We start from the raw sequence: 13,393 nt of genomic DNA, 5'->3' as shown, positions 1-13,393 counted from the left end.
CCTTTATCCACAGGTTAGTGATGAGTGACTCCACAGCGCTTGTGGAAAACCTGCACGCACCTGCGAACAGCCGCATTGCCGAGGTGCCGCGCCGTTTGGCGTGTTGGTGGGATCACGTGCCGCGCGCTACCCTTTCGATCCCGCCCTACCGACGCGCACCTGCGTGCGCTGTCCGATCCAATCATGAACGCAACAGCACATCGCGACTTCACCCTGGAACCCGAGGACACCGAACGTCTGGCCAATCTGGCCGGCCCGTTCGATGCACATCTGCGCCAGATCGAACTCAAGCTTGGCGTCGAGATCGCCAACCGCGGCAACATCTTCCGGGTCACCGGACCGGAGCCCGCCATCACCGCCACGCAGTCGCTGTTGACCGCGTTGTACGAAGAGGCCGCTGCCACCACCTTCGACTCCCACGCGATCCATCTGCGGCTCAACGATGCCAACCTCGAGCATGTCGCCGAGCGCGCATACCAGGCCCAGGATGTCGCCATCAAGGTCAAGCGCGGCACCGTGCGTGGCCGTGGCGCCAACCAGGCCAAATACCTGCATGCGATCGCCACGCACGACATCAATTTCGGCATCGGTCCGGCCGGTACCGGCAAGACCTTCCTGGCGGTGGCGTGCGCGGTGGAAGCGCTCAACGAGTCGCGCGTGCAGCGCTTGATCCTGGTGCGCCCGGCAGTGGAAGCCGGCGAGAAGCTGGGGTTTTTGCCGGGCGATCTCAGCCAGAAAGTCGATCCGTACCTACGCCCGCTCTACGATGCGCTCTATGAAATGCTGGGCGTGGAAAAAGTAGTCAAGCTGTTGGAGCGCAACGTCATCGAGATCGCGCCGCTGGCCTATATGCGCGGCCGCACGCTCAACGATGCATACGTGATCCTGGATGAGGCGCAGAACACCACGATCGAACAGATGAAGATGTTCCTGACCCGCTTGGGCTTCGGCTCCACCGCGGTGGTGACGGGCGACCTCACCCAGATCGATCTGCCCAAGCACGTCAAGTCCGGCCTGCGCGATGCGATCGAGGTGCTGCACGAGGTCGACGGGGTCAGCTTCACGTTCTTCGAAGCACGCGACGTGGTACGGCATCCGCTGGTGGCGCGTATCGTCAATGCCTACGAAAAGCGTGACGGTATCGACAAAGAGACCGGTCCGGCGGCATGAGCCGGCGTCTAGTCCGTGTGACGCTGGCCGCCCTGCTCGGCATTGCATTTAGCCCCGCCGGTTTCGCCCAATCACCGGCGGACAGGGCGAACACGCCGCAGCGCGTCGCCCTCAGTCAGACCGTCACCCTGCCATGCGTGTCGATCTCCGTCGATGAAGGCACCATCGTTCTCCCCGAATCGGAACTGCAGCGGGCCGCTGCGTTCCGGCGCAGCTTCGCCAGCGCTCCCGTAGGCAATGAACGACAGCGGCTAGCCTGGATCGCAGGCGACCGGGCGCAGGCGCTATTGGCGGCAGCCGGCGACACCCACGACCGATTCGGCTGCGCCGCAGTGGACGCTGCGCAGGCGTCTGGCGACGGCATGTATCTGGTCGGGGCCCTGCTCGAACGCGGGCAGGCCGCCGTGTTGACGCGCGCGCCGAGCGGCTTCGCGCCTGCGATCACGGTCCAGCATACCGACCCACAATGCCAGGATGGTCCGCACGGCAGCATCGTGTATCGCATCGCCGATGGCGGACCATTACTGCTGACGCTGACCGAATGTGTCCGATGATTCCCACCTCGGCCTCATTGCCACTTGTCGCGGCGAAGCGTCACACGCGCGATACTGTCGACTCCTTCCAGCTGCCCACATCAGACGTGTTCCCATGACCAAAGGCCCCGTTCGCCTCGACGTCGCCGTCAGTTACGCGCTACCGCGCGCCGGCCTGCCGTCCGCCGTGAGTTTTCGCAAGTGGGTGGCCGCTGCGCTGAAGGGACGCATCCGCGAGGCCGATCTGGCAATCCGCGTGGTGGACGAGAAGGAAGGGTGTTCGCTCAATCATCATTACCGCGGCAAGGATTACGCCACCAACGTGCTGAGCTTCCCCGCCGAACTGCCGGAAGGTCTGCCCAAGGGCATCAAGATGCCGCTGCTGGGCGATCTGGTGATCTGCGCACCGGTGGTGGCGCGCGAAGCGGCCGAGCAAGGCAAATCGCTGACCGCGCACTACGCACACCTGACCGTGCATGGCACCTTGCACTTGCTCGGCTGGGATCACGAGGACGACAAGGAGGCCGATGCGATGGAGCAACTCGAACGCGAGATCCTGGCCGACCTCGGCATCGACGACCCGTACGCGGGAGACCAGTGATGCGTCGCTGCATTGCCGGTGCCCTGCTGTTGCTGAGCGCAACCGGCGCATGGGCACAAACTGCGCCAGTGCGCCCTGACCTGCCGGCATTGATCGAGTGCCGCCAGCGTATCGGCGATTTCAGCGCGCTGGCACCGGTGCTGGCCGACCCGCTCAAGGCAGTCGCGCTGGGCTGGACGCCGCTGGATCAGTCCAACCTGTTCATGACCGAGTACACGCTCAACACGCCGATCAGCGTGTTCGGCCACAGCACCAACCACATCGCGTTTTCCGGCGCCAGCGTCATGGCGATCCTGGACCTGCCCGACCCACGCCCGCTGGCCAAGCAACTGGACCTGGAACTGGGCGTGGATAATGCCGAGAAGGTGATGTACGGGCGCGAGCTGGTCAGCGAAGACACCACCAACCCCAAGACTGGCGAGGCGATGATCGAATCGGTGGTGCTGAGCGTGACCAACGTCAAATCGCACCCCGGCAAAACCGTGGTCGGCTGCGGCTACAGCCTGGATCTGCCCTGAGCCAGGCCAGGCAACGGCGCATCCACAGCGCCTTGCCGGCTTCCTGCTAGACTGACGGCTAACGCCTGGTTTGCCGGGTGCCCTTCCCCGTCACGATGTCCGAAGACGACAGTAGCCAATCCCTAGAAACACCGGAAAAACGCCGTAGCTGGCTCGAGCGCCTCAGCGCTGCCTTCTCTGGCGAACCCCATACCCGCGACGAACTCGTCGCCTTGCTGCGGACCGCCGAACAGGATGGTCTCATCGCCGCAGACACCTTGCGCATGATGGAAGGCGCGATTTCCGTGTCCGAGCTCACCGTGGGCGACGTGATGATCTCGCGCTCGCAGATGGTCTCGCTGCCAGTGGAAGCGCGTTTCATCGACCTGATGAAGCAGGTGGTCGAATCCGGCCATTCGCGCTTCCCGGTGCACGGCGAGAACAAGGACGAAGTGCTCGGCATCCTGCTGGCCAAGGACCTGCTGCGCGGCGTGGTCGCCGACAACGGCCCTGGCAATGTGCGCGAGCTGTTGCGCCCGGCGGTGCTGATCCCTGAGTCCAAGAAGCTCAACGTCCTGCTCAAGGAATTTCGCCTCTCGCGCAACCACATGGCGATCGTGGTGGACGAGTACGGCGGTGTCGCCGGCCTGGTCACCATCGAGGACGTGCTGGAGCAGATCGTCGGCGAGATCGACGACGAGCACGACGATGCCGAAGAAGAGAATTCGCTCATCGCGATCCAGGCCGATGGACGCTATGTGGTCGATGCATTGACGCCGATCGAAGACTTCAACGAACGCTTCGGGGCCGAGTTCCCCGACGACGAGTACGACACTGTCGGCGGGCTGGTCACCGATGCGATCGGGCACCTGCCCGAAACCGGCGAAGAGCTGACGCTGGGGCGGTTTGCGTTCCGCGTAGCCAAGGCCGACGCGCGGCGCGTGCACGCCTTCCACGTCACCATTCTGCCGCCCGACCCCCAGGACGACGCTTGAACCTGTCGCATGGCATGACTGCTGCAGCGCACGTTCGCTGCAGCGCCCGGCGTTGGGCTGCAGGCTGGCTGCTCGCGTTGCTGGCACTGTTGGTGACGCCGGCCGCCTTCGCGCAAGCATCCGCCCCGGAAGCCGCCACTGCGTCCACGCCCGCGCCACGGATCGGCGTGTTGACCATGCAGCCGGGCGAGGTATTTTTCGAACGCTTCGGCCACGATGCCATCGTGGTGGTCGACCCGCGCACGCAACAGGCCACCTCGTACAACTTCGGCTTCTTCGACCCGAGCGAGGCCGATTTCGTCCCGCGGTTTGCGCGCGGCGAAATGATGTACTACTTGGTCGCGCTACCGCTGGAAGAAGACCTGTCGCAATATCGCGATGCTGGCCGAGGTGTCAGCATTCAGTGGCTGGATCTGCCACCAGACCAGGCGCGTGCGCTGGCCGACGGCCTGGTAGTGCGTAGCCAACCGGAAAACGCGCGTTACCACTACGATTACTTCATGGCCAACTGCGCCACCATGGTCCGCGACACGCTGGACCGTGCGATGGGCGGCGCGCTCAAATCGCAACTGTCCGGACGTTCGCGTGGCAACACCTTCCGCAGCGAAGCGATTCGCCTGGCCTCCCCCGCCCCATGGATGTGGCTGGGCTTCGACCTGGGCCTGGGGCCGTACGCCGACCGCCCGTTGTCGCGCTGGGAAGAAGCCTTCGTACCGATGCGGCTGGCTGACAGCCTGACCCAGGTGCACAACAGCGTCGGTCGCCCGTTGGTGCAATCCACGCAGGTAGTGCTGCCGCATCGCATTGCGCCGGAACCGGCCGACCAACAGCGCCACTGGTGGCCGTGGCTGTTGACCGGGCTCATCGTGGCAGGCGGCGTGCTGGCCTTGGGCCGCAGGCAGCGTCTGCTGGCCGGACTGGCGCTGCCGTTCTGGCTATTTTGCGCCATCGGCGGCGGTCTGCTGGTGTATCTGTGGGGATTCACTGCGCATCAATCGGCATGGGCCAACCGCAATCTGTTGCTGGTCAACCCGCTGTGTGTCCTGCTGTGGTTCGGCGGCATCCGGCGGCAGTTGGGCCATCGGCCGGGCCGCTGGTTCAACGTGCTGTCCTGGGTGGTTGCGGCATGTGCGCTGGTGGCGCTATTGATTCACTGGCTGTCGTTCCAAGCGCAGGACAACATGCAATGGGTAATGCTGCTGTTGCCGATCCACACCGCGCTCGCCATTGCCCTGCGGCCGCGTGACTTGCCCGTCCGCACGTACTGACCTGAGGATGCGCCCATGAACAGCCACGGCCATCACCCCGATAATCCGTCCTGCGTCATCACCTGCGCCTACTACGACGGCGACGGCAAGCGCCACGACATCAGCCTGGAGCAGATCAGCGATGTGCTGCAGCGCCCGGATGGTTTTGTCTGGGTCGGCCTTTACGAACCGCAGGAATCGGTGCTGCACAAACTGCAGGACGAGTTCGGTCTACACGACCTGGCGATCGAGGATGCGCTCAAGGCGCACCAGCGCCCCAAGGCCGAGAGCTACGGTAATTCGCTGTTCGTGGTGGTCAACACGGCGCAGCTGGTCAACGAGCGCATCCGCTATGGCGAGACGCATGCATTTTTGGGTGCACGCTTCCTGCTGACCGTGCGCCACGGCGCGTCGCTGTCGTATGCGCCCGTGCGGCATCGGGTCGAACGCGAGCCGGCGATGCTGCGCATGGGCGCCTCGTTCTGCCTGTACGGCGTGCTCGATTTCGTGGTCGACAACTACCTGCCGATCATGGACGAATTCCGCGACACGCTGGAAGGCCTGGAAAAGGACATCTTCGCCGACAACTACAAGCGCGAGACGGTGGTACGCCTGTATGAGCTCAAGCGCGAACTCAACAAGATGCGGCTGGTGGTGGCGCCCCTGCAGGACGTGCTGTCGCACCTCAAGCGCAATCCCGGCTCGCTGATCCACGACGAGGTCGGCATCTATCTACGCGACGTGCTCGATCACGCCGTGCGCACCAACGACGCCATCGACACCTTGCGCGAGATGCTGGGCACCGCACTGAGCGTGAACCTGTCGATGGTGACGCTGGCCCAAGGCGAAACGGTCAAACGCCTCGGCGCCTGGGCCGCCCTGCTCGCCGCACCTACGCTCATCACCAGCTGGTACGGGATGAACTTCACCCACATGCCCGAGCTCGACGAGCGCTATGCGTATCCGCTACTCGTGGCCGGCGTGGTCGGCTCATGCGTGGTGCTGTATCGCCTGTTCAAGCGTGCACGATGGCTGTAGAGCCGCGTTGCGGCCGGGATTGGGGAGTTGGGATGCGGAAGTGGTTAGCGCCGCATCGTTGACCGCTGGTTTGTAGCTTGTGTTTCATGCCTTGCGCCATCGCGTCTAGCGTCTAGCGTCTAGCGTCTAGCGTCTAGCGTCTAAGTATTGCCTTGCCGCTTTCAGCGGTTGGCTGTTGGCGTCCTCGCGCCCTGAAGCGAGCCGAGCACCGGAGCCGCGCGTGGCCGGAGAAGCGCCCTGTCTGAGCGTAGAGAGTCTGGGCGCTGTGCCGCGTGTGGCGATGAGCGCAGGGGACCGGTGCGGCGTTATCGCACCGGATCGCGTCGGGCGATAGGGTTATGGTTACTTTTGCCAAAACAAAAGTGACTGGCGCCGAAAGGCGCACAAGCTCTTGCGCTTGCTTTGAAGCCGCCGTTCCAGACACTGCGCTCACAGGCGTTCGTTTCAGCAACCACCAACTCGCATGTATCGCCCATCCCCTCATCCGCCCTTCGGGCACGTTCTCCCGACGGGACAAGGAAGCGCGCTGGCCGTTGCGAATCCCGGTTTTGCGAATCCCGAATCCCGAATCACCAATACCCGTCCTCAAGTCACATAGATCGTCTTGATATTCATAAATTCGTGAATGCCGTGTTCTGCCAATTCGCGGCCGAACCCTGAACGCTTGATGCCGCCAAACGGCAGCCGCACATCGCTCTTGACCACAGAATTGACGAACGCCGCGCCGCACTGCAACTGCTGGGCGACGCGTTCGCCGCGCTTGGCGTCGGCGGTCCACACGCTGCCGCCCAGGCCGAAGGTGGTGTCGTTGGCGACACGCACCGCTTCTACTTCATCGGCAACCCGAATAATCGAGGCGACCGGGCCGAAGAATTCTTCGTCGTATGCCGGCATGCCAGGGGCGACATTGTCGAGAATCGTTGCCGGATAGCCGGCATGCGAGCCGGCGACGGGCTCGCCGCCCAGCAAGAGCTTGGCACCCTTTTTCACGCTGGCCTGCACCTGCTTATGCAGTTCGTCGCGCAGGTCGGCACGTGCCATCGGCGCCAGCGTGGTGCTCTCTTGTTGCGGGTCACCGAGAACACGCTTGGCTGCCGCGGCGACGAAGCGCTCAATGAACTGGTCGGCGATCGCGTCCACCACAATGAAACGCTTGGCGGCGATGCAGGTCTGCCCGCTATTGTCGAAGCGCGACTGCACGGCCGCTTGCACGGTGTGGTCCAGATCGGCGTCTTCCAGCACCACGAAGGCATCGCTGCCACCCAGTTCCATCACGCACTTCTTCAGTTGGTCGCCCGCATTTGCGGCCAGCGAGCGGCCGGCACGTTCGCTGCCGGTCAGCGTCACCGCGGCGATGCGGTCGTCGCGCAGCACGTCGGCAGCTTGGTCGTTATCGATATGCAGCACATCGAACACGCCCGGTGGAATCCCGGCGGCGTCCAGCACCTCCTTCATGGCATCGGCGCAGCGCGGCACATTGCTGGCGTGCTTGAGCAGCGACACGTTGCCGGCCATCAGGCCTGGTGCCAGAAACCGGAAGGCCTGCCACAACGGAAAATTCCACGGCATCACCGCGAAGACGCAGCCCAGCGGCTCATAACGCACATAGCTGGATTGCGCTTCGGTAGGGATATCGCGCGGCGCCAGGTACTCGGCGGCATGGTCGGCGTAATACGCGCAGGCCTGCGCGCACTTGTCGACCTCAGCCAGCGCCTCGCGGCGCAGCTTACCCATTTCGGCAGTCATGATGCGTTGCAGGTCCTCACGTCGCTTGGTCAGCTCTTCGCCGACCCGGCGCAGCAATGCGCCACGCTCGCCCAGCGGCAACGCGGCCCAGGCCGGAAATGCCTTGGCGGATGCAGCCAGACGCGCTTCGATGGCAGCGGCGTCCAGCGTCTGCTGGGTGTGCTCGACCTGGCCGGTAGCGGGGTTGACGGTGTCGTAGGACATGAGGTTCTCCAATAACAAGGCCGCCATGCTAGTCGCCGGAAAGTTGCAGCCGCGTCACAACCGCCTGAAATCGCTGCAACGCTGTGTTTGCCGGCGCCGTGACGCAATGCCGCACCTTCATTGCGCAACGCGAATTTCATGCCATCTAAATGCCGCTCCAGAACAACGCAACCAGGACTGCCCTGCCCCATGTTTCAACCGCGCAAAGTGCCCTAGCATCGCGTGATTGGAAATGCATTCATGGAAGATGACCGCGATGCGCCGGCATCTCATTGTTCTGGTTGTACTTGGCACCAGCGCATGCCTGGCTGGATGTGCCACCTTTCAGGAGTTCTTGCGTGGCCCGCGGCCCGGTCCAGCCGGGTTTGTCACCGTGAACTGCACCAGCCTGATGCCCGATCCCGCGCAACCCTGCGAGGAAGGGGCATTGCGCGCCTGCGCAGACACCGCGATCCGCCAACTCATCACCGCGCGTTCGTCGCCGAACACGGTCACGATCTTTCCAGAGAAGCGCAAGTCCAGGGACGACGGCAAGCACAACGGCAGGAACCGCGCAGACGAACAATCCAGAGTCGAGCAGCATCGCTACAACATCAGTGCCGACTCTCAGTGCTACCTGACCAAGCCGCAGCCCTGGAACATCGGTTACACGCCACAACCCAGGTGAGCGCGGGCGATTGAACTATTGCGCGCATCGGCCGGCAGGTGCAGGACGCGTTCGGAATCGACCTGCCGCATTCGCGCACGTCGGCACGTAGGCGCTTAGGCACCGCGTCTTTCTGGCCGCCGATTGCTGTGGTGCTTTGGCCACGTCAACGTTGGCGCGCGCTCACGCAATGGCTTGTTGCGCCAGTTGCGCATCGCGCAAGCGGCGTTTTTCGCTGCGCGCCAGCAACCACCAGCCGATCGCCGCGGCCATCGACACCGCCAGCACCATCACCGTGGCGAGGGCGTTGATCTTCGGGCTGATGCCCAGGCGCACCGAGGAAAACACCTTGATCGGCAAGGTGGTGGAACTTGGCCCGGCCAGGAAACTGGCGATCACGACATCGTCCAGCGACAACGTAAATGCCAGCAGCCAGCCCGATGCCAAGGCCGGCGCGATGATCGGCAAGGTGATCAGGAAAAATACCTTCACCGGTGTGGCACCGAGATCCATCGCGGCTTCTTCCAGCGAGCGGTCCAGCTCCTGCAGCCGCGACGAGATCACCACGGTCACAAACGATACGGTGAAGGTGACATGCGCCACCCAGATCGCCACGGCGCCGCGCGGCGCGATGCCGAGTACGCCGCCCATCGACACCAGCAACAGCAGGATCGACAAACCGATGATGACTTCGGGCATGACCAATGGCGCGGTAATCAATGCGCCGAACAGGGTTTTGCCGGGGAAACGCCGCATGCGCACCATCGCCATGGCGGCCATCATGCCCAGCACTGTCGCTGCGCAGGCCGTCCAGAACGCCACTTCCAGGCTGACCCAGGCTGCGTCGAGCAATTGCCGGTCGCTCAGCAATTCGCCGTACCACCTGGTCGAAAATCCGCCCCACACCGTTGCCAGACGTGAGGCGTTGAACGAATACACCATCAGCAACAGGATCGGCAGGTACAGGAACCCGAAGCCCAGCGCGAGTACGCTGCCGCCGAGCAGGCGCCCACCGCGAGAGGCGCGCATCATGTCAGCCGCCCTTCCAGCTCACGCTGCTGGTAGCGGTGGAAGATCAGGATCGGCAGCAACAGCAGCAGCAACATCACCGTCGCCACGGCCGCTGCCACCGGCCAGTCGCGGTTGTTGAAGAACTCGCCCCACAGCACGCGCCCGATCATCAAGGTGTTCGGCCCGCCCAGCATTTCCGGAATGACGAACTCGCCCACCGCCGGGATCATCACCAGCATGCAGCCGGCCACGATGCCGTTGCGCGACAGCGGCAAGGTGATACGCACAAACGCCTGCCACGGCCGCGCGCCCAGGTCGTAGGCCGCTTCGAGCAGGCGGTTGTCATGCTTGACCAGGTTGGCGTACAGCGGCAACACCATGAACGGCAAATAGCAGTACACGATGCCGATGTAGGCGGCGATTGGCGTGTACAGCAACTGCAACGGCTGCTTGATCACGCCCAGCGCCAGCAGTGCCTGATTGAACACGCCATTGCCATCGAGTATGCCGATCCACGCGTACACGCGGATCAGGAACGAGGTCCACGATGGCAGCACCACCAGCATCATTGCCACGTTGCGGGTTGCCAATGGCAGCCGCGCGATCACGTAAGCCATTGGGTAGCCGATCAACAGCGCAATCGCGGTAGAAATAGCCGCGATCTCGAGCGAACTCAGGTAAGCGGCCACGTACTGGCTGTCACGCAGCAGTGCCAGGTAATTGCCCAGATGCAGCTTGACGCTGACTGCGCCATCGGCCGCATACGCGAACAGCGGCGTATACGGCGGCATGGCGGTGGCGCGCTCGGCGAAAGAAATTTTCAGCACGATCAAAAACGGAATCGCAAAGAACACCAGCAGCCACAGATACGGTGCGGCAATGACGCACCAGCGCGCGCCCGGCATTGCCGCGCGGAGCAGGCGCCGCATCATGCGGTGAGCACCACGCCGTCGTCTTCGCCCCAGCCCACCCACACGGTGTCGCCCCAGGTCAGCGCTTCGCTGGCCCAGCGTTGGCGATTTGCGAAGTTGGCCATCAGCTTGACCCCACTCGGCAAGCGCACGTGATACACCGAATGGCTGCCGAAATAAGCGATGTCTTCGATCACGCCCTGCGCCTTGTTGCATGCCTGCGTTGGCTCGTCCTTGCCGATGGCGAGCTTTTCCGGGCGCAGCGCGAACGCTACCGCCTGCCCTTCGAAGCCGGTGATGCCGTGACCGATGCGGATGCAGGCGTGGAATGCAGACGTCTTCAAGGTGACGTAATCGGGCGCGTCGTCGGCGATGACCGCCTCGATCAGATTGACCGAACCGATAAACTCGGCCGCGAAGCGATTGGCCGGTTGCTCGTAGATTTCATCGGGCGTGCCGACCTGCTGAATCCAGCCCTGGTCCATCAGCGCGATGCGGGTGGCCATCGTCATCGCCTCTTCCTGATCGTGGGTGACCATGACGCAGGTGACCCCCGAGGTTTCGATGATGTTGACCAGCTCCAGCTGCATTTGCGAGCGCAGTTTTTTATCCAGCGCGCCCATCGGTTCGTCCAGCAACAACAGCTTGGGGCGCTTGGCCAGCGAGCGCGCCAGGGCCACGCGTTGCTGCTGCCCGCCGGAAAGCTGATGCGGCTTGCGTTTGGCCAGCGCGCCAAGCTGCACCAACTCGAGCATCTCGCCGACACGGGTGGCGATCGCAGTCTTCGGCAAGGCTTCCTGCTTCAACCCGAAGGCGATGTTCTGCTCCACGCTCATATGCGGAAACAGCGCATACGACTGGAACATCATGTTGATCGGGCGTTCGTACGGCGGCAGCGCCTCGATGGGCTGACCATCCAAGACGATGCGCCCTTTAGTCGGGCGCTCGAACCCCGCAAGGCAGCGCAGCAGTGTGGATTTGCCACTGCCCGAGCCGCCCAGCAGCGCGAAAATTTCGCCCTTGCGGATCTGCAGGCTGACATCGTCGACCGCAACGAATCCGTCGAACTCCTTGCGGAGCTCATTGATGCTCAGATAACCGCTGTCGTCAGGGGCAACGTGCGGCTGTGGCGCGGTCTCGGGGGATACCATCGAACCTCTCACTCTTCCCAATGCAGGCCGCCATAACGGCGACCGACCACCATCATGGCAAAGCTCGACCGCGGCGGCGCGCTTGAACCCGCCGCGCCCCGGCCACGCGCGCCTGGCAGCTGCGCAGGCGCTTTGCCAGCGGCACTCAGCGCGCCTGCTGCGCCTGTCCACTCCAACCCAGACCCAGACTCTTCTGCAGGGCGACGTAGTTGACCAGCAATTGCACCTGCGCCTGCGCGGCGGCGTCCTGCGCCGACAACTGCTGGCGCTGTACATCCAGCAGATCGATGGATGAGGTGGCGCCGGCATCGCGACGTTGCTGCATCAACCCGGCCGACCGCGTCGCCGAGGCTTCGGCCTGGCGCGCGACCACCAATTGCTTGCGTGCCGAACCGAAGCGCGCCAACGCCGAATTGGCATCCTGCAGCGCAGCCAAGACCGTACCTTCATACGCCGCTTCCCGACCGGCATTGCCGGCGCGTGCCTGTTCCACCTGCGCGCGGGTCTTGCCGAAATCGAAGATCGACCAGCGCAGCATCGGCACAGCCAATGTCGTCAGCGCATCGGAATTGAAATCGCTCGGCGAACCGGCGACCCAACTCAGCCCGCCCAGCAGACTCACCTGCGGGAAATAGCCGTTCAAGGCCTCGCCGATCTGCGCACTGGACGCGGCCAGCTCGCGCTCGGCCTTGCGCACGTCCGGGCGTCGGCGGATCAACGCGCCGGCATCGTCCACGCGCACCTCGCTGGGCAACATCGGCAGCGGCTGCGGCGTGGACAGCTGCGCATCCAGTGCGCCGGGCTCGCGCCCGACCATCAACGCCAGCTGGTCCAGCGCTTCCTGCGATTGCATTTCAAGCGGAAGACGTTGCGCCTGCTGCTGCTGCACCTGGGTGGCGATCTGCTCGACCTGCAGGTCCGACGCGGCGCCCTGTCCACGCCGTTGCTGCACCAACTGCAACGTCTGGCGAATCTTGCCCAGGTTGGCATCGGCAATCGCCAGGCGCGCCTGCAAACCGCGGTAGTTGAGGTAGACCTGCCCTACTTCGGCAGCCAGCTGCACTTGCGCATCGGCCAGCTCGGCTTCGGAGGCCTGCGCCTGTGCGAGCGCACCTTCGGCGGCGCGGCGGCGGCGGCCGAAGAAATCCAGCTCCCAACTCGCATCGAAACCGGCGCTGTAGATCTGGGCCTTGTCCAGATCCAGCGCTTGGTTGCCGGTCGCCGGCGGCTGACCGGCCTGGCCTTGCTGCTGCAGCCCACCCAACGTATCGACAATGGCCTGCGGGGGCTCGGCGTAGGCATACAGCGCGCTGGCATTGAGCTTGGGCAGGCGCTCCGCGCGGCGTTGCTGTGCCAGCGCGCGGTTGGCGCGCAACCGCGCCTGCGCGGCGCGCAGGTTGGGGCTATCGGCTAATGCCTGGGTGACCAACTGGGTGAGGGTCGGGTCGTGCAGCTCCTCCCACCAGTGGTTCAACGGTGCAGCTGCCACGACGTCCGCACCACTGGCACGCAGCAGGGCCGGCGCCTGTATCGCCGCATCGGCCACGGCCGGCGGCTTGGTGTAGTTGGGGCCGAGCATACAGCCGCCGAGCATCAGCGTGCTCAACGCCACAGCCAGTGGCATGCGGATCAGGCGCATGGAC

13 protein-coding genes are annotated in these 13,393 nt (G+C 64.1%); 8 read left to right on the top strand and 5 right to left on the bottom strand.

What is annotated here, in order from left to right; genetic code table 11:
• The first annotated feature begins 183 nt into the window (after positions 1-183).
• The 7 genes from XpruCFBP8353_RS14330 to XpruCFBP8353_RS14300 all read left to right on the top strand — a co-directional run bounded on the left by XpruCFBP8353_RS14330 (position 184) and on the right by XpruCFBP8353_RS14300 (position 6,081).
• Positions 184-1,170 carry a PhoH family protein gene (locus XpruCFBP8353_RS14330; RefSeq protein ID WP_101363823.1) on the top strand — a complete coding sequence of 329 codons (987 nt, stop codon included), beginning with the start codon at positions 184-186 and terminating at the stop codon, positions 1,168-1,170.
• A gap of 17 nt (positions 1,171-1,187) precedes the next feature.
• The gene (locus tag XpruCFBP8353_RS14325) at positions 1,188-1,724 is read left to right on the top strand and encodes a hypothetical protein (protein ID WP_243391119.1); all 537 of its coding nucleotides are present in this window, start codon (positions 1,188-1,190) and stop codon (positions 1,722-1,724) included.
• A 94-nt stretch (positions 1,725-1,818) separates the two neighbouring features.
• Complete coding sequence (gene ybeY, locus XpruCFBP8353_RS14320; RefSeq protein ID WP_101363821.1) at positions 1,819-2,304, top strand: rRNA maturation RNase YbeY; 486 nt, start codon at positions 1,819-1,821, stop codon at positions 2,302-2,304.
• The gene (locus XpruCFBP8353_RS14315; RefSeq protein ID WP_101363820.1) at positions 2,304-2,822 is read left to right on the top strand and encodes a hypothetical protein; all 519 of its coding nucleotides are present in this window, start codon (positions 2,304-2,306) and stop codon (positions 2,820-2,822) included. The genes ybeY and XpruCFBP8353_RS14315 overlap by 1 nt, the downstream gene beginning before the upstream one ends.
• A 95-nt stretch (positions 2,823-2,917) precedes the next feature.
• Complete coding sequence (locus tag XpruCFBP8353_RS14310; RefSeq protein ID WP_003488337.1) at positions 2,918-3,796, top strand: HlyC/CorC family transporter; 879 nt, start codon at positions 2,918-2,920, stop codon at positions 3,794-3,796.
• Between the two features lie 14 nt (positions 3,797-3,810).
• On the top strand, positions 3,811-5,064 hold the full coding sequence (locus XpruCFBP8353_RS14305) for a lipoprotein N-acyltransferase Lnb domain-containing protein (protein WP_407071312.1): 1,254 nt from the start codon (positions 3,811-3,813) through the stop codon (positions 5,062-5,064).
• A gap of 15 nt (positions 5,065-5,079) precedes the next feature.
• Positions 5,080-6,081 (top strand): magnesium and cobalt transport protein CorA, encoded by a 1,002-nt coding sequence (locus XpruCFBP8353_RS14300; protein WP_101363818.1) that lies wholly within the window; start codon positions 5,080-5,082, stop codon positions 6,079-6,081.
• Between the two features lie 585 nt (positions 6,082-6,666).
• On the opposite strand, the gene XpruCFBP8353_RS14295 is transcribed toward XpruCFBP8353_RS14300, so the two are convergent.
• On the bottom strand, positions 6,667-8,031 hold the full coding sequence (locus tag XpruCFBP8353_RS14295) for an NAD-dependent succinate-semialdehyde dehydrogenase (RefSeq protein ID WP_101364008.1): 1,365 nt from the start codon (positions 8,029-8,031) through the stop codon (positions 6,667-6,669).
• Positions 8,032-8,278: 247 nt separating this feature from the next.
• Here XpruCFBP8353_RS14295 and XpruCFBP8353_RS14290 point away from each other — a divergent pair, with 247 nt between their 5' ends.
• Positions 8,279-8,698: a hypothetical protein gene (locus tag XpruCFBP8353_RS14290; protein WP_243391118.1), complete on the top strand. Its 420-nt coding sequence runs from the start codon at positions 8,279-8,281 to the stop codon at positions 8,696-8,698.
• A 162-nt stretch (positions 8,699-8,860) separates the two neighbouring features.
• Here XpruCFBP8353_RS14290 and XpruCFBP8353_RS14285 read toward each other — a convergent pair whose 3' ends face one another.
• From XpruCFBP8353_RS14285 to XpruCFBP8353_RS14270, 4 genes are all read right to left on the bottom strand, one after another.
• Positions 8,861-9,709, bottom strand: coding sequence for an ABC transporter permease subunit (locus XpruCFBP8353_RS14285; protein WP_101363817.1), 849 nt, complete (start codon positions 9,707-9,709; stop codon positions 8,861-8,863).
• Positions 9,706-10,617: an ABC transporter permease subunit gene (locus XpruCFBP8353_RS14280; RefSeq protein ID WP_101363816.1), complete on the bottom strand. Its 912-nt coding sequence runs from the start codon at positions 10,615-10,617 to the stop codon at positions 9,706-9,708. The genes XpruCFBP8353_RS14285 and XpruCFBP8353_RS14280 overlap by 4 nt, the downstream gene beginning before the upstream one ends.
• Entirely contained in the window at positions 10,617-11,750 is a 1,134-nt protein-coding gene (locus XpruCFBP8353_RS14275; protein ID WP_101363815.1) for an ABC transporter ATP-binding protein, read from the bottom strand. The genes XpruCFBP8353_RS14280 and XpruCFBP8353_RS14275 overlap by 1 nt, the downstream gene beginning before the upstream one ends.
• Positions 11,751-11,895: 145 nt before the next feature.
• Positions 11,896-13,389 carry an efflux transporter outer membrane subunit gene (locus XpruCFBP8353_RS14270; RefSeq protein WP_162301055.1) on the bottom strand — a complete coding sequence of 498 codons (1,494 nt, stop codon included), beginning with the start codon at positions 13,387-13,389 and terminating at the stop codon, positions 11,896-11,898.
• Positions 13,390-13,393 lie beyond the last annotated feature (4 nt).

The organism is Xanthomonas prunicola (genome assembly GCF_002846205.1).
GTDB classification, from domain to species: Bacteria; Pseudomonadota; Gammaproteobacteria; order Xanthomonadales; family Xanthomonadaceae; genus Xanthomonas; species Xanthomonas prunicola.
This window is presented reverse-complemented; position numbering and strand designations above follow the sequence as displayed.